12 protein-coding genes are annotated in these 17,651 nt (G+C 54.1%); 5 read left to right on the top strand and 7 right to left on the bottom strand.

The annotated features are described in order from the left end of the window. Positions 1-42 precede the first annotated feature (42 nt). Complete coding sequence (gene ade, locus IMCC3135_RS05675; protein WP_205737924.1) at positions 43-1,851, bottom strand: adenine deaminase; 1,809 nt, start codon at positions 1,849-1,851, stop codon at positions 43-45. Positions 1,852-1,969: 118 nt separating this feature from the next. Then, the gene (locus tag IMCC3135_RS05670) at positions 1,970-2,896 is read right to left on the bottom strand and encodes a LysR family transcriptional regulator (RefSeq protein WP_088916719.1); all 927 of its coding nucleotides are present in this window, start codon (positions 2,894-2,896) and stop codon (positions 1,970-1,972) included. Between the two features lie 98 nt (positions 2,897-2,994). On the opposite strand from IMCC3135_RS05670, the gene IMCC3135_RS05665 reads away from it, so the two are divergent. From IMCC3135_RS05665 to typA, 4 genes are all read left to right on the top strand, one after another. Further along, on the top strand, positions 2,995-4,656 hold the full coding sequence (locus IMCC3135_RS05665; protein ID WP_088916718.1) for a GMC family oxidoreductase: 1,662 nt from the start codon (positions 2,995-2,997) through the stop codon (positions 4,654-4,656). Between the two features lie 169 nt (positions 4,657-4,825). Continuing rightward, positions 4,826-6,427, top strand: coding sequence for a BCCT family transporter (locus IMCC3135_RS05660; RefSeq protein ID WP_088916717.1), 1,602 nt, complete (start codon positions 4,826-4,828; stop codon positions 6,425-6,427). A gap of 28 nt (positions 6,428-6,455) precedes the next feature. Then, positions 6,456-8,969, top strand: a complete 2,514-nt coding sequence (locus IMCC3135_RS05655; protein ID WP_088916716.1) for a CoA transferase — start codon at positions 6,456-6,458, stop codon at positions 8,967-8,969. Between the two features lie 302 nt (positions 8,970-9,271). Continuing rightward, a complete protein-coding gene (typA, locus tag IMCC3135_RS05650; RefSeq protein WP_088921698.1) occupies positions 9,272-11,101 on the top strand; it encodes a translational GTPase TypA in 1,830 nt (609 codons plus the stop codon). A gap of 149 nt (positions 11,102-11,250) precedes the next feature. Here the strand turns inward: typA and zapE are convergent, their stop codons facing one another. From zapE to IMCC3135_RS05630, 4 genes are all read right to left on the bottom strand, one after another. Continuing rightward, positions 11,251-12,375 carry a cell division protein ZapE gene (gene zapE / locus IMCC3135_RS05645; protein WP_157735788.1) on the bottom strand — a complete coding sequence of 375 codons (1,125 nt, stop codon included), beginning with the start codon at positions 12,373-12,375 and terminating at the stop codon, positions 11,251-11,253. Positions 12,376-12,382: 7 nt separating this feature from the next. Beyond that, the gene (locus IMCC3135_RS05640) at positions 12,383-12,763 is read right to left on the bottom strand and encodes a PilZ domain-containing protein (protein WP_088916714.1); all 381 of its coding nucleotides are present in this window, start codon (positions 12,761-12,763) and stop codon (positions 12,383-12,385) included. A gap of 30 nt (positions 12,764-12,793) precedes the next feature. After that, positions 12,794-13,537, bottom strand: coding sequence for a hypothetical protein (locus IMCC3135_RS05635; protein ID WP_088916713.1), 744 nt, complete (start codon positions 13,535-13,537; stop codon positions 12,794-12,796). A gap of 201 nt (positions 13,538-13,738) precedes the next feature. Then, positions 13,739-14,482: a M48 family metallopeptidase gene (locus IMCC3135_RS05630; RefSeq protein ID WP_088916712.1), complete on the bottom strand. Its 744-nt coding sequence runs from the start codon at positions 14,480-14,482 to the stop codon at positions 13,739-13,741. A gap of 84 nt (positions 14,483-14,566) precedes the next feature. Here IMCC3135_RS05630 and IMCC3135_RS05625 point away from each other — a divergent pair, with 84 nt between their 5' ends. Next, the gene (locus IMCC3135_RS05625) at positions 14,567-15,850 is read left to right on the top strand and encodes a cation:proton antiporter (RefSeq protein ID WP_236994748.1); all 1,284 of its coding nucleotides are present in this window, start codon (positions 14,567-14,569) and stop codon (positions 15,848-15,850) included. Here the strand turns inward: IMCC3135_RS05625 and IMCC3135_RS05620 are convergent. Continuing rightward, the gene (locus IMCC3135_RS05620) at positions 15,779-17,611 is read right to left on the bottom strand and encodes an ATP-binding protein (RefSeq protein WP_088916711.1); all 1,833 of its coding nucleotides are present in this window, start codon (positions 17,609-17,611) and stop codon (positions 15,779-15,781) included. The two genes, IMCC3135_RS05625 and IMCC3135_RS05620, sit on opposite strands and share 72 nt — an antisense overlap. Between the last annotated feature and the right edge of the window lie 40 nt (positions 17,612-17,651).

Below are 17,651 nucleotides of genomic sequence, written 5' to 3'. Positions count from 1 at the left end.
TACAGTTACTTGTATTGTTGAAAAGGCTCCCGGCAGGTCAATTCAGTGAGTATCTTCTACAAAAAGTGATACGGGTGAAAATGTGGTCACATCAATCAGCCCTACATCAGATATACGCAGCTCAGGTATGACCACCAGGGCCAACAGAGAGTGCTGCATATAAGCGTTGTTGAGACTACAGCCGCACGCCAGCATCGCCTGCACCAATTGCTGTGCCTTGGCAGCAACGATCTCGGCACGCTCCTCGGACATGAGGCCCGCGATACTCAGTTCCACCATGGCCAGCTCCTTGCCGTCTGCAAAAAGAGTCACACCGCCACCGACTTCTCCCAGACGATTGGCTGCCAGGGCCATGTCTGCCTGGTTGGTACCGACCACAATCATATGGTGGGAATCATGTGCAACTGTGGAGGCCATGGCACACGGTGTGTTGTAACCAAAACCGGATACAAAACCGTTGACCACCTCACCGGTTGCCCGATGCCGCTCAACCAGAGCGATCTGACACACATCATTGGTCAGATCCATCTGCACCTGCCCCTCACTGACGGCTAAGGTTTTCTGTAAGGCACGCGTTGGTGCCTGATTCTCGATGACGCCAATGACGCGTGCTTCAACCGTCTTGCCGGCCCCCTCGGGTGCTGAAATCATGAAATCATCGGCTTCCAGAGTCTTGCCAAGTTTGACGGTATTTTTGGCAGAATCCGGATAACTGGCAGCTGGAATGTCACATGTCAACTCACCGTTCTCAGCCAGCACCTCACCCCGGGCAACAACCAGCTCAATGGGCAGCTGCACCAAATCAGAAGAGATAATCAGGTCAGCGCGGCGGCCCGGCGTAATGGAACCCAGCTCGCGCTCCATTCCAAAATGTTCGGCCGTATTGAGTGTTGCCATCTGAATGGCCGTGATCGGTTTGAGTCCCTGCGCAATGGCATGTCGGACAACCCGGTTCATATGTCCATCGTTGATCAGAGTGCCAGAGTGACAATCATCGGTACACAGAATGAAATAACGCGGATCCAGACCATGTTCTGTCACCGCCTTGATTTGCGGCGCCACGTCATACCAGGCCGAGCCCAGGCGCAACATGGAACGCATGCCCTGCCGGACGCGGGCAATCGCATCCTCAAGCTGTGTTCCTTCATGATCATCAGCCGGCCCGCCGGCCACATACCCGTGAAAGGGCAAACCAAGGTCTGATGAGGCGTAATGACCACCGATCGTCTTGCCGGCCTTCATGGTGGCAGCAATCACGCCGAGCATTTTAGGATCATTATTGGAGACGCCGGGAAAGTTCATGACCTCCCCCAGACCGACGATATTCGGCCACTGCATCGCAGCAGCAACCTCATCGATCCCCAGCTCAGCGCCGGCATGCTCCAGTCCTGGTGCCGAAGGTACACAGCTAGGCATCTGCACAAAGACATTGACTGGCTGTGTCATGGCCTCATCGTGCATTAATCGCACACCTTCCAGCCCCAGCACATTACCGATTTCGTGTGGATCGATGAACATCGATGTTGTGCCGTGCGGAATGACGGCACGTGCAAATTCCGTCACGGTAACCATGCCGCTCTCTACATGCATATGAGCGTCACACAGTCCTGGCACCAGATACCGGTCATTAGCCTCGATGACAACGGTATCCTCACCAATGGCATGGCTGGCATCCGGACCGACATAGGCAAAGCGGCCACAACTGATGGCAATGTCCGTGTTCGGAATGATTTCCCCAGAATGCACATTAACCCAACGGCCGTTACGCACGACAGTATCAGCAGGCTTGCGCCCGGTAGCAACATCTACCAGCGTGGCCGCGCAGTCACTCCAATCAGCAATAGTATTCACGATATGTTTTCCATTATTTTGCTTGTGCAGCGGCATTGTGGTTTTCAGCCTGCCAACAAGGTACGCAACTGACAGTTACATTGGCAATTCAGCCATCAAACCACGTCGATGAGACTGACTACTCCCAGACCTGAAGCAGAATATCGCAAGCAGTTCTGATTACCGGATCCTGTCGGCGAGCAGTGAGACAAATGAAATCCAGTGTTGTCCATATCTCGACCGTATCCGAGATTACCATGCCTCGAGTCTGCCTTTCGTTCAGTGCAATGGAATCACGACACAGGCTCAGCCCGACTCCGGATCGCACCATGGCCAGCATCGAAGGCTCCTGATCAACGACAGTAATAATGTTTTGAGTGACTCCGAACTGCCGGAAAACCGGCTCAAGCAGACGAGCATGCACCGATGCTGGCGGCGTACCGATCCAGGGCAAGGCTGCTAGTTCATCCCAATTGCGGCCTGCTATCCGATGTTCCCATCCTGGTGGTGCAATCACCCAGTAAGGAAACGATGCCAGCTCTACTCGATGAAACAGCGCTTCATCGTCATCGCGCCCAACGCTTGGGCTATGTGTAGCAGCATTGACATCACCCAGATAGAAGCCGGCATCCAGTTCATCACGCAGGATTCTGGCCGGCACATCACCGCTCATGCCATGGGTGAGTTCAGCTCGTATTGACGGTGTTCTGCGCACCAGAGTGTTGAAAAATGCACCTAACCGTATGAAATCCGGGTCGAGTATCGTACCGATCCGCAAACTGCCTCGAACCTGTCCAGCCAAGTCCCGGGCAGTTTGCCGAAACTCATCGAGCATTGCCAGCAATTGCTCGGCTTTGTGCGCCAGAATGGCGCCATCGGGCGTAAGCTGCAGCCCCTTTGAGGTACGGGTGAACAATGTCAGGCCACTTCTCTCTGACAGGTTCTTGAGTTGCTGAGTCACGGCAGGTTGGCTCAGATGCAGTTTTTCGGCCGCACGGGTCACATTGCCTTCGCGAACGACGGCTGCAAAACACTGGACAGTTCGGAGCTCAGGCAGATGCTTCATAAGTCAAAATTATAATGCTTTCGTGTCTTCGTGATTGGATTTCCTTGCTGACAACTCGTAACGTGCAACCCTTGAATTCAGTCCAGTAGAGAATAAACATGTCACCCGATCCATTCGACTACATCATTGTTGGTGCCGGTACCGCTGGTTGTTTGCTGGCCAATCGCCTGAGCAGTGATCCCTCCAAGCGTGTTTTATTGCTTGAGGCCGGGACAAAAGACAATTACCCGTGGATCCACATTCCGGTGGGATATCTCTACTGCATCGGCAATCCACGCACCGACTGGCTTTATCAGACTGAAGCCTGCCAGGGTTTGAATGGCCGGACACTGCGCTACCCTCGTGGCAAGACGCTCGGCGGCTGCTCCTCCATCAACGGCATGATTTACATGCGCGGACAAAAGCGGGACTACGATCACTGGGCCGAACTGATGAATGATCCTGAATGGAACTGGGAGCATTCGCTGGAGGATTTCAAGGCACATGAGGATCACTACCGACTCGACAACGCCGCGGATCCTGCCAGCGGCAAGGGCGAAAAGTTTTCCGAACTGCATGGCAATGGCGGTGAGTGGCGCATCGAAAAACAGCGTCTGCGCTGGGAAATTCTTGAAGCATTTGCCGAGGCCGCGGAAGAAACCGGTTTCGAACGTACCGATGATTTCAACACGGGTGACAATGCCGGTGTTGGGTACTTCGAGGTCAACCAGAAATCCGGTTGGCGCTGGAACACCTCCAAAGCGTTCTTGCGCCCTGCCCGCAATCGCCCCAACCTGATCATCTGGACCGAAGCTCAGACCGAGCGCCTCTTGTTCGAAACTGGCGAAAATGGTCAGCCACGCTGCACAGGAGCGATCGTCAGACGTCGCGGCGAAAGTGTGTCAGTACTCGCATCAAGAGAGGTGATTCTTTCCGCGGGTGCGATCGGATCTCCCCAGATTCTGCAGCATTCCGGCATCGGTCCGGCTGCACATTTGAAAGCGCATGGAATAGAGGTACTGGTTGATTTGCCCGGCGTGGGAGAGAACCTGCAGGATCACCTGCAAATCCGGGCCGTATTCAAGGTCAAAGGTGCCAGCACCCTCAATACCCTGGCCAACAGCCTGGTCGGAAAAGCCAGAATCGGTCTTGAATACGCATTGAAGCGAACCGGCCCCATGAGCATGTCACCCAGCCAGCTTGGCGCTTTCACCCGCTCCGATCCGAGCCAGCCTCATGCCAACCTGGAATATCATGTCCAACCACTGAGCCTTGACGCCTTCGGTGATGATCTGCATGCATTTCCCGCATTCACGGCCAGCGTATGCAACCTTAATCCGACCAGCCGAGGCCAGGTACAGATACGCTCCAATCGTTTCGATGACGCACCCGCAATATCGCCCAATTATCTCAGTACCGATGAAGATCGTCGTATTGCAGCCGACAGTTTGCGCCAGGTAAGACAGATCGTTGCCCAGCCAGCACTGGCAAAATACGAGCCGGTAGAGTGGAAACCGGGCATCCAGTTCCAAAGCGACGAAGAGCTTGCCAAACTTGCTGGCGATATTGCCAACACCATCTTTCACCCGGTGGGTACCGCAAAGATGGGAGCAGACAACGACCCATTGGCTGTTGTCAATGAACGTCTGCAAGTTCGGGGGGTCGATGGCTTGCGCGTGGTCGATGCGAGCATCATGCCGACGATCGTGAGCGGCAATACCAATTCGCCCACCCTGATGATCGCCGAAAAAGCTGCGCGCTGGATCCGTGAATCAGCCTGAACAGATCAAGAGAAGCTCCCACACTTGTAGTAATAAAAAGAAGTAGTACCACCATCGTCGCCACCACCACCCAAGAAAACCACTACACCAATAATCAGTCTTCAGGGACATTTGCCATCAGCAGCAAATGTCACCTGAAAACAGTGATTCACAGAGGAGAATTACAAAAATGTCCCGCTACAGCAAACCAGGCGACAGCCTTGACCTGCGCGTCTTTATTCCTGCAATGACAGTGCTTGTCGCCGTCATCGCACCATTAATCCTGTTTCCCGAATCTGGCCCGGCAATGGTCAATGCTGCATTCAGCTTTGCAACAGGCCAGTTCGGCTGGCTGTATATGCTCGCAGGCTTTGGCGCCGTCGTTTTTCTTATCGGTCTTGCCTTCAGCAAATACGGCAACGTCCGTCTCGGCGGCCCGGATGATGCACCCGAATTTTCATACTTCAGCTGGATCGCCATGATTTTCTGTGGCGGCATTGGCATCGCCATTGTCAACTGGGCATGGGTCGAACCCATCTACTATTTTACTGGCCCACCGTTCGGCGTCGAACCCAAAAGTCCCGAAGCTGCCGAGTGGGCCCTGACCTATGGCCAGTTTCACTGGGGCCTTACCCCCTGGGCAATCTATTGCCTACCAGCGATTCCCATCGCCTACTCCATGTATGTCCGCCGTCAGCCTGGTGTTCGATTGTCCGAAGCTGCACGAGGGGTGTTGGGTCGGTATACAGACAAATGGCCCGGCATACTGCTGGACTCGATTGTCGTATTTGGTGTAATCGGTGGCGTCGGCACCTCATTGGGCCTGGCTATTCCACTAGTCTCGAAACTGGCCGGCTCCCTGCTGGGCATCAGCCCCTCGCTGGGGCTTGATCTCTCGATACTGGCAATCTGGACCGTCATTTTCGGTGCCAGCGTCTGGTTTGGTCTTTCCAAAGGCATCAGAATCTTGTCCGATACCAACGTGATACTGGCCATCCTGCTACTTGTTTTCACGGCTGTCATCGGCCCCACGCTGTTCATGCTCAATGGCTGGGTGCAAGGCTTTGGACAGATGCTCAGCAACTTTGTCACCATGAGTACGCGAACAGACCCTCTGGCACAATCAACCTTCACTCAGGACTGGACCATCTTCTACTGGGCCTGGTGGATTGCCTATGCCCCGATGATGGGACTGTTCGTTGCTCGAATCTCCAGAGGACGAACCATCCGTGAGCTTATCGTGGCAGAGCTTGTCTGGGGTTCGCTGGGCTGCTGGGTATTCTTCGCCGTCTGGGGTGGTTATGCGCTGGATCTGCAAATCAGCGGCGCGCTGGATGTCTCAGCCATTCTATCCACAGAAGGTATTCCCGCAACGGTTCTGGCCATTTTGAATACCATGCCGATGCCCCAGCTGGTGACCGTCGTGTTCATCGTACTGTGTTTCATTTTTCTGGCTACCACACTGGATTCGGCCGCCTACGTTCTGGCCTCGGTTACCTCACACAAGCTTTCCGGCTATCAGGAACCCAAACGCTGGATTCGCATCATGTGGGCACTTATTCTTGCGGTGGTCGGCATTGTACTAATCCAGCTGGGTGGCCTCAAACCGGTACAGACATCGACCATCGTGGTGGCACTGCCACTGATTCCGGTACTGGTCATTCTGACAATCTCCCTGCTTCGCTGGCTAAAGGAAGATTTTGGCGAACAGAGCCGAACTGCACACATGCTGATCAGGAGCCCTGACAGCGAAACCGCTGGCGATGCTGCCAAAGCGCCCTCCATTGACTGATATTACAGACTGAGTCAGGACCACCACAATGGCTACTACTACAAACTCCCCGCTGCCACTTGCCGGCGTCAAGATCGTTGACTTCGGTCAGTACATGGCAGGACCTGCTGTGGCGATGATTCTGGCGGATCTGGGCGCAACCGTTGTCCACATAGACCCGCCTGGCGGGCCTCTGTGGGTAACACCAGCCAACGCCACGTTGAATCGCAACAAACTGAGCATCACCATCGATCTCAAGACAGCAGAAGGCCTGGAACAGGCATTAGCGCTGATTGAGGAAACAGACATCGTGCTCGAAAGTTTTCGACCTGGAGTCATGTCACGGCTGGGTGTGGATTTCATCGAGCTACGCGCTGCTCGACCCGAACTGATCACACTCTCCATCCCGGGCTTTGCCTCCAATGACACATTGCGACGTGAATGGCGTGCCTATGAGAGTGTCATCGCGGCCAACTCGGGCGTCTTTACGGACATGGGGCTGAACCGTGTGCTCATGGGTATCAACCCATCCTTCTCACCTCTGCCTCTGTCATCCGCTTATGGCACCATGCTGGCCGCCTCGGCAACGGTGCTGGCGCTGCAAGCGCGTGAACGTACCGGATTGGGCGATCAGATTGAAGTCCCGCTCGCAGCGGCCGTCATGGAAGGGCTTTGCTACAACTCGATCAAGATCGAGAACTATCCTGAACGCTACAAGACACAGCGTGAGAAGGAGATCGAGCGACGGCGCACCGAAGGTCTGCCAATGAACCTGTCCTATGATGACTTGCAGGACTTGCTTGATCCCTTCTACCGAAGCTACCGTTGCAAGGATGGCAGGATGTTCTATGTTGTTTGCCCCAGCCATAAACAGCATGCCAAACGCTGCCTGCAAACTTTAGGACTCTATGACGAATTGATAGAGCTGGGCTTGACTGAAGAGGATGACACCTACCTGCCAGTCAGTGAATGGACATCCGATGTCTCGCTCGGTGTTTACCCACTGCCTCAAAAATGGGCTGATCTGATCGCTGAACGCATGAAGGAGGTATTCATGACGCGTACCTCCAAGGAATGGGAACGCATTTTCGGACGCGGCAAATTTCCCGGGGCCCCGCATCGCTGGCTGCAGGAATGGATCAATGACGATCACGCCGAAACCGCAGGCCTGATGCTGGAAGTCGAGGATCCCGAGTTCGGCACGATGACCCAGCCAGGACCAGTTGTCTGGCTGGAAGAGAGCAGCGAGCGAATGCTTGAACCAGCGCCACGGCGCTACGTCACCTTTGATCAAGCTCTACGTGCTCTTGCGGCCATTGAAACCAAGCTACCCCGGGTACGTGAAAAGAATGCACGAGATGGCTGGCTGGACGGTGTCCGGGTACTGGACCTGTGCAACGTGATAGCCGGTCCGCACTCAGCCAGCTATCTGGCCCGATTCGGCGCAGAAGTCATCAAACTGGACCCGGCAACACCGAGTTACGATTGCTGGAACACGGTTATTTTCGGAATCTCGCATATGCGTGGTAAACGCTCGCTGCTTGCAGATATCTCCAGCCCCGAGGGAAGGGTTATTTTCGAAAAACTGGTGAAATCAGTGGATGTCATCGTCTGGAATGCTCCGGACCGGCAAGTCAAAGATATGGGACTGGATCTGGAGAATCTTGAGAAACTGAATCCTGATGCAATTTTCTGCAAGCTGGACTGCTTCAGCGGACCCAGACCGGGCCCCCGCTCAGGTTATCTGGGCTATGACGATCTGGTACAAGCGACCACCGGCATCATGACGCGATTCGGCGGTTCCATGGAAACGCCCGAAGAACATGCCCATGTTGGCACTATCGACGTCATGTGCGGATTCGGAGGAGCACTCGGTGTGGCCGCAGCTTTGTATCAGAAGCTCAAGACTGGACGAACGGGACGGCCCCGCACCTCCCTGTCGGCACTAAGTGGCTTGGCACAGATGCCTTTCTGCTTCGATTATGGCAAACGGGAATTGTTCAACGAGCCAGCCGGACGTGAAGTGGTGGGCTATGACGATCTTTCCCGTTTCTATTACACCTCTTCTGATGCTTTCTTGCTGCTCAGCGCTTATGAAAGCGACACCGAGCGATTCGAGAATGTGGACGGCCTGCAAGGCTTTTCACAGGTAGCCAGCGAGGAGCGAGCCGCCTTTTTGTCTCAGGCATTCATGACTGCAAGGGCCTCGGACTGGGTCGAGCGATTGCAGGAAGCCGATATCGCCGCGGCAATTTGCGAAAATATCGATACTATCCGCACCTATAACAGCCGTCCCGCAGATGGAGCACCGGGCATCGCTCAGGGTAGCTATTCATTCTCGGTATACGAGGACCACCCGAGTGGGCACACCGTAACCCAACTGGATCCCTACGCGGTACGACCTTTGCGCGGCAGGATTCTGGCGTTGGAATCTGCAGAAAAATACGGCGCCTCTACCCGCGCTATCCTGCAAGAGCTTGACTACGATGAAGAAAGTATCCAGGAGATGCTCAAAAATGGCGCAATCAGTGAAAGCTGGAGCCGGGAGTATTTACCGAGCTAACCGGGTCATGAACATCGAGCCGGCCTGCCATCTGTGGCAAAAGGCTCAAGTTCTGCCTCGCATTTGCCGCCAAAATCTCAGCCAATAAGCCAGTTCAGATCATTTTTTGCAAAATAGTACGGGGAATACAGCACCGTAGTGATGACCAGGTGGCACCCGAAGCAGTTGCAGGTCCGTTATACTTGTGCGTTATCTACAGTCTGCGCACCCTGACGGTCACTGCGCATCCCTACTATCGTTTAGTAACACCCGAACGCCGGGTGCTTGACAGTCGCGCCAGCCGTGCACTGAAGGACCTTATAGTGATTCAGAAACTCCGTAATATAGCCATCATCGCTCACGTCGATCATGGTAAGACCACCTTGGTAGACAAGCTCCTGCAGCAGTCCGGTACATTGGACATGCGCAAGGAACAAACCGAGCGCCTGATGGATTCCAACGCGATCGAAAAAGAGCGCGGCATCACGATTCTGTCCAAGAACACCGCTATTCGCTGGAACGACTACCGCATCAACATCGTTGACACCCCCGGTCACGCCGACTTCGGTGGTGAGGTAGAACGCGTTCTGAGTATGGTTGACTCCGTACTTCTGCTGGTTGATGCGGCTGAAGGCCCGATGCCACAGACGCGTTTTGTTACACAAAAAGCCTTTGCCATGGGTTTTCGCCCTATCGTCGTCATCAACAAGATTGACCGCGAAGGCGCTCGCCCTGACTGGGCGCTGGACCAGACTTTCGAATTGTTTGACAACCTGGGCGGCACCGACGAGCAGCTCGATTTCCCCGTTGTCTACGCCTCAGCCGTCAACGGCTATGCAGGCCTTGAGCCCACCGTCTCCGGTGGTGACATGACACCTCTGTTCGAAACCATCATTGACGAAGTACCGGCTCCTGACGTAGACGCCGATGGCCCTCTGCAGATGCGTATCAGCTCGCTGGATTACAACAGCTATGTCGGCGTTATCGGTATTGCCCGTATTCAGCGCGGCAAACTGCGTCCCAATCAGCAAGTGCGCGTTGTCAGCGCCGACCAGACTCAACGCTCTGCCAAAGTCCTGCAGGTGCTTGGCTTTCACGGCCTGGAACGTGTCCCCACCGACATGGCAGAAGCCGGCGATATCGTCTGCATCACAGGCATCGACAAGCTGAACATTTCCGACACACTGTGTGATCCGGCTCATATCGACCCCATGACACCGCTGACCGTTGATGAGCCGACCATCAGCATGATGTTCCAGCCCAACAGCTCTCCGTTCGCAGGTAAGGAAGGCAAATACGTCACCAGCCGTAATATCTGGGATCGTCTGCAAACTGAATTGCTGCACAACGTCGCCCTGCGCGTTGAGCGTACCGAACAGGGTGAGACCTTCAAAGTTTCCGGACGCGGTGAGTTGCACCTGTCTGTACTCATCGAAAACATGCGCCGTGAAGGTTACGAGATTGGCGTTGGCCGTCCAGTGGTTATCACTCGTGTTGGCGCAGATGGCAAGACCGAAGAGCCCTACGAGCAGATCACCATCGATGTGGAAGAACAGCATCAGGGTGCCATCATGGAAAAAATGGGCGAGCGCCGCGCCGAATTGAAGAATATGGTTCCCGATGGTAAAGGTCGTGTCCGTCTGGACTACGTCGCTCCAGCCCGCGGCATGATCGGTTTCCGAACCGAATTCCTGACAACAACCTCTGGAACTGGCCTGATCTACTCAGTATTTGATCATTACGGTCCCAAGTTGAATCTGAACATCGGTGCACGACGCAACGGTGTACTGATCTCCAACGGCACAGGCAAGGCATCAGGTTTTGCACTGTGGAACTTGCAGGAACGTGGCAAGCTGATTGTTGATGCCAACGTCCAGGTTTACGAAGGACAGGTTATCGGCATTCACTCACGTGACAACGATCTGACCGTCAACTGCCTGAAGGGCAAGCAGCTGACCAACGTTCGTGCCTCTGGTACCGATGAAAACATCCAGCTCACACCGTTTATCAACATGAGCCTGGAGCAAGCGCTGGAATTCATCGATGATGACGAGCTGGTTGAAGTAACGCCTGAATCGATCCGGGTGCGTAAAAAGCACCTGACAGAAAACGATCGCAAGCGTTTCTCACGCTCCCCCAAAGCCGATAGCTAAGCTAATACGGTCTTGAAATAAAAAGCCCGGTGCACACCAGACAGTCTGGCGTGCATCGGGCTTTTTCATGTCCGCAATTCCTTTTCTACCGGTATCAGCGATACGTTACATGGACCGCCGGCAGGTTACATTCATAGCCCAGAGCAGGCTCAGCGCGTCTTTTCGCTCTCCAGATATGCCGTTCCCTGCATTTCAAACAGGCGACTTGCCGCTCGTTCGAACTCAAATGCCAGGTGCTCTCCGGTATATAACTTCTCAGCCGAGGCCTCAGCAGAGACAATCAGCTTCACGTGCCGGTCATAGAACTCATCAATCAGATTGACAAAGCGTCTGGCCGCATCGTCCGAACCACTGCCCATCACCGGAATATCACTGATTATCACTGTCTGGAAATAACTACCGATCTCGATATAGTCCGAAGTGGAACGCGGCGTGTTACACAACGTATCGAAGCTGAACCAGACAAGATCCGCCGACCTTCCCAGGACGGGAAGCTTGCGGCCATTGATAATTGCCGTATTCTCGGGCGGTGCATGCTCAGTTCGCAATTGATCAAAATAGGACTGCATGATCTTTTGCGTCTTGTTGTCCGCTTTGCCATTCACAAACCGGCTCACACAATAAATTGGTTTTGTCTGCATAAGACGCAGACGGTAGTCCGTGACACCCACCATTTCCAACACACCCGTGTGATTGCAGATCTGGGCGATAGCTGGCAGGAAACGCGCCCTTTGCAGCCCATCCCGATACAAGCCATCCGGCGCCACATTGGATGTGGTAATCAGCGTTACACCGCGCTTGAACAAGGCTGTCAACAGCCCGCCGAGCAACATGGCATCCGTGATGTCGTTGACATGAATTTCATCCAGCAACAACAAGCGTGAACGTGCCGCCCAGTCATCGGCGACTTGCTCCATGGGATTCTCCACACCTTCCAGTTTGCGCAGATCGTCATGAATTCGCTGCATGAAACGATGAAAATGCAACCGAGTCTTCTGTTCAATCGGCAGAGACTCGAAAAACAGATCGCACAGATGAGTCTTGCCACGCCCTACCCCGCCCCACAAGTAGAGCCCGCAGACTCCACGCACCTCGTTATTGCTCGGTTTTGTCCAGCGGGCAAAGAGTGAACGGGATGGCTCTTTCCAGGACTTGCGCCGCACCAGCTCATCCTCGATGCTGCCCAGACGCGACATGACAGCGCATTGTTCGGCGTCCGGCGACAGTATTCCCGCCTGGACTTCCGCCTCGTACTTTTCAAACGATAAGGACACGATACAACTAAAATCCGTTGTTGGATGAACCGCCAGTACGGATGGAGCGAATAGCATCCTTTTGACGAATCAGAACATATTGATGGATGGTTTCAGCTTCTTCAGCAGACAGGTTAACGAATACGCACTGCACCTGTTCGCCAGCCTGCCCCGGCAACACATCAACATAACCTGCCACCGGTCTCTTGGCGGTCGGCAAATCCAGATTGAAGGGATAACGCCTACCCGCCGAAATGATGCCTCCGGGCATGTTGAAGCCTGTTGCACTGATATCCAGTACACGACTCAGTTTGCTGTCTATCTGGAGAATAACCGGATCATCTGGATCTGGTACTACCTGATAAGCCATACGCCCAGTGGCTACGGCCTTGACCGTAATATCGTTCATTTTACGCCTACCTTATTGATTCACTAACGATTAACGCCGCATACCTGGCGGAACCAGTAGATTAAGCTGGTTCCAGAGTCTTTGCACGTTGTTGTCTTCAAGGATCATTGCACCACCCCGATAGGCTACTTCGGCAATTATCAATTCACGCATGTTTGCAGCACGTAAACGCCCCAACAGAACACACATCAATATTGCAAGACTGACGCCACAGACAAATGGCAGAAAAGTAGCACCGACAACACCGGGTTCCGCTTGTGATACGTAGAGCAGCAAGGTACCCAGGATACCAATCAAAACTGCATAAATTCCAGTAAAAAGAAAGACATCCGCCGTCATCTGATGATAAAGCCGCTCACTGGCCAGACGTCGCTCCAGTGCAAAGCGGATGGCGGTTTCATCAGATGCCTGGCCGATGAGAAAGCAGATTTCCTCAACTTGATCCGAATTGGAACGAATATCCGCGACTCCCAGCAGGCCATCGCGTCGACTGACCTCGCAAATCTTCAACAATGCGCGAACCATCTGCTCGGGAGCTGTGCCGCCACGAACACCTCTGACCAAAGCCAGTTGCAGGGCCTGGCCAATGTGATTGGTCGAAAACGTGACCAACAGCCCCGCTAAAGCGCCACCGAATACGACGATGACAGGCTGCACAACATCGATCAGTTTCTCAGTACCACTGAGAAACATCGCCAATCCAATTGTCAGCAAGGCCGCCGCTAAAATCAGCGGGATGACTTGCCAGACTTCTACGCTCTGTTGTTTGCGCACGAATAATTCTTCTGAAGTCGTCAGTGACACGATAAGAGTAAATGCCGGATAAGGAAGGGTCTGTCAGCTGTCTGAAACTGTGCTGCCCAAGTGAATGATAGAAAAAGAATAGCAGAATACTCAAAAGGTTAAAGTCGGATTTCAGCCTTTCCAGCAGTAGTCCATCAACTCACAAAATGCAATGAAAAGAGTGCTATACAGCTAAATAAGCCAAGGAGGAACTTCCTGACCCGCCTGCTTCAGGCGGGCGTCGAGTTGTCTGGCATCCGGATGCATGGACTGCAATTGACGCCAAAAGTCCGGCGAATGATTCATGTGCAGCGTATGCGCCAGTTCGTGCAACAGCACATAGTCGACAAGCTCAGGTGACAGAAACAGCAATTTGTAGTTCAGGCTGATCGTCCCGGTAGTCGAGCAGCTTCCCCAGCGCGTGCGTTGCCCACGAATCTGCGTGCGTTGAAAAACGAGTCCATGCTCCTCAGCAAGCATGGCCAGACGCACCGGCAGATAGTGGCGAGCAAGCCCCTTCAGCACCACCGCCAGCTCGGCTAGCACTTTTTTCTGATCGCTCGAAGCGGCGACAAGAGGCACGAAAATCTGCTTGCCAATATTTCCGGATACACTGCGCTCGGCGAGCCTCGAATGCTCGCCAGAGGCATGGAAAGACAACTCCAGCACTTGTCCGATGGCTGGCAAGACCAGCGACTCAGGCGGCCACTGTCTGAATCGCTCGGGCACCGACAGCTGCATGGAATCGAGCGTCTTCTCGATCCAGGCTCGATGACTCTCGACAACGGCTGGCACATCGCGTCTGGCAAAACGCTTGGGAATGGTGACCATCAGGCCGCGTCCCGGCTCAATCTTCAAACTGACACGCCGCGCACGAGAGGAGACAAGGAGCTCGTAATCGAGTTCTGCAGATTGATCGCGAATTTGTTGAGCCACAATGAAAGTGTACCGGATAAGGAATAATTGTTTCACGCCGCGCTTAGGCGCGATTCATGCCCTGATGCGCTACGCTACAGCTCATTGTCCAACCAAGGTTTTCTTCCCAAGAATATGTCATTACTGACCATCACCAGCATCCTGATCACGATCGCTGCCCTGTTCTCCTACGTGAACTACCAAACACTGAAACTGCCTAATACCATTGGCATCATGGTGATTTCACTCGTGTTCTCGCTAGTACTGGTACTACTGGGCAACCTGGGTTATACCGACGGCGTGCAACTGGCCTCTGGCATCGTCAGTCAGATCGATTTTGATGACACCCTGCTCAACGGCATGCTCGGCTTTCTGCTCTTTGCCGGCGCCATGCACATCAACCTGGACGAACTGCTGAAACGCAAGTGGAGTATTGGCATGATGGCCTCTGCCGGGGTCATCTGCAGCATGTTTCTGGTGGCAGGTGGTGCCTATTACATCTTCCAGTGGTTCGGCTTCCAGGTGCCTTTCATCTTTTGCCTGCTGTTCGGCTCACTCATATCCCCTACTGATCCTATCGCTGTCATGGGCATACTCAAGACAGCTGGCGCCAGCAAGTCTCTGGAAATAAAAATTGCCGGTGAATCACTGTTCAACGACGGTGTCGCCATCGTGCTGTTTCTTGCCATTTTCGGTATCGCCATCAACGGAGAAGTATTCAGCGCCTCACACATCGGCGTACTCTTCATTCAGGAAGCCTTTGGTGGCGCCCTTTTCGGCATCGCTTGTGGCTGGCTGGTTCTGAAGATGCTCAAACGGGTAGATAGCTACCAGGTCGAGATCCTGCTGACTCTGGCGCTGGTTGCCGGCGGCAGCACAGCGGCGGCCGGGATGCACTTGTCAGCCCCTATTGCGGTTGTCATGGCAGGCCTGATGATCGGCAATCATGGCCGTCGAGACGCCATGAGCAACACGACCGTGCAGCATCTGGATACCTTCTGGGAACTGATTGACGAGATTCTCAACGCTGTCCTGTTTCTGATCATCGGCCTGGAGGTCATGGTTCTCTCGCTCGATCTGAATACCTGGATAGCTGGTCTGGTCATGGCAGCCATGGTTCTGCTAGCCAGAATGATTTCAGTGGGAATTCCGGTCACCATTCTGCGCAAGCTGGGCCGCGATTTCAATCCTCATGCCGTGAAGCTGCTCACCTGGGGTGGTCTGCGAGGCGGTATTTCAGTCGCCCTGGCACTATCTATCCCCTCTAGTCCGGAACGCGACATCATTGTCGCGGTGACCTATGTCATCGTGCTGTTTTCAATTCTGGTACAGGGTTTGACTATCGGCAAGCTGGTCAGGGCAACTGCCGAGGAACCCGTCGCCGACTGAAACCTCGGAGCCTGCAGCCGGATCATCCTCATCCAACGAGGCAAACAGCTCATAGATGACACTATGAAGCTCATCAGGATTGACCGGCTTGTGCATGACAAGCATACCTGCACCCGAGACGTCCTTCAGCCTCTCGGGTGAGGTATCGCCGGTAATGATAATGGCTGGCACCTCGGACTCCAGCGACTCACGTATCGCTGCAACCGCATCAACCCCATTGAGGTTGTCCCGCAAACGGTAGTCCGACACGATCACCTCCGGCATGGCATCTGTCAGTGCAATCAATTTCAACGCATTGCGTGCTGACTCTGCCAGCATGACCTCACAGCCCCAGCTCTCCAGCATGTGACGCATACTTTGCAGAACCTGCACCTCATCATCGATAACCAGCACCCTACGACCTGTTGCCTGCATGGTCGGCGTACCGCGGCTTACGTCAAGAACCTGGGCCGGATCGCCACCGGGCACCACAATCCGGAACAATGTTCCCTGCCCTTCAACCGATTCCATTTCAAGCGGCATGTCCATCAGGTCGCACAGGCGACGAACGATCGCCAGCCCCAGACCCAGGCCCTTGCTGCGATCACGCGCCGGGTTGTTGAGCTGGTAGTACTCGGAGAAAACATCTTCTGCCGCCTCTTCCGGAATACCGATACCCGTATCGCAAAGCGTAACCAGCTTGGCCCCATCCGTATACTCGTCACAACGCAGGTATATGCCACCGCTGCTAGTGTATTGGACCGCATTGGACAGCAGATTACGTAACACGCGCTCCAGCAAAATAGCATCGGAAAAGAATACATGCTGGCCAGCATCAACGTTCAGGCTGACACCCTTTTCATCGGTCTGCTGCATGAATTGGGCACGCAAGCCATCAAACATTTCGCTGGCAACAAGGTGCTTCGGATTGAACTCGATGATCTCGGCATCCAGTCGCGAGACATCCAGAAGGCTGTTGAAAAGACCATTGAGCGCCTGCGCCGACTTGTTCATGTCGTTGAGGATTTCCAGCTTCGTCGGGTCTGTCTCGCGATGTCGCAACGCACTCAGAAACAAACCCATGGCATGTAATGGCTGGCGCAGATCATGACTGGCGGCTGCCAGAAAACGGCTCTTGGCAATGACTGCTCGCTCGGCGATCCGCTTTTCTCCAGCCAGGCGCTCCATCAACTCCACGTTCTCGAACTGCGAGCGGATCAGCTTGCGATACTGACGATGACCTCGGACTGCCAGAAAGAAGTTCACGGCCAGAAACATGATGAGCAAAAAGCCTGTCAGAACCAGAGACTCGTTACCGGACAAGATGTGTGCGACGGCCAGCGGCAGCACCAGCGGTATGGAAAAAGACAGAAAGGATGGCAGATAGATACTGCCCGAGGCGGCACTGACGGCAACCATTCCAGCAAAAATCGTTGATATGAGTAGCAGGTATTCTGTGCTGTATAGCTGATAAAACATCATCGGCCAGATGCACCAGATCATTCCGGCTGTCAGCGTCCCCAACCAGAAGAACGGCCCCCAGATAGCCTGTTCTCGGGTTTTTTCGTCGGCCTTGAGGTAGGCACAGATAACCCAGATTCTGAGTAAAGTCGATAACCCGACGGCCGCCAACCAGAGCAATAGCGTTGACTGCGGCAGATGGCGCCACAAAAACAGTGTTATGAAAACAGCCGTAAATGTGGCACCAGCGACCAGCACCGGTCCCTGGTTGTAAATCAGTCGAATTTGTTCGTGATAAATCTTGCGTTCAAGTTCAGTCACTGCAGGTTTCCATACCTCTGCCCCGCCTCAGTATGCCACT

The sequence above is a fragment of the Granulosicoccus antarcticus IMCC3135 genome (assembly GCF_002215215.1).
Lineage (GTDB): Bacteria > Pseudomonadota > Gammaproteobacteria > Granulosicoccales > Granulosicoccaceae > Granulosicoccus > Granulosicoccus antarcticus.
This window is presented reverse-complemented; position numbering and strand designations above follow the sequence as displayed.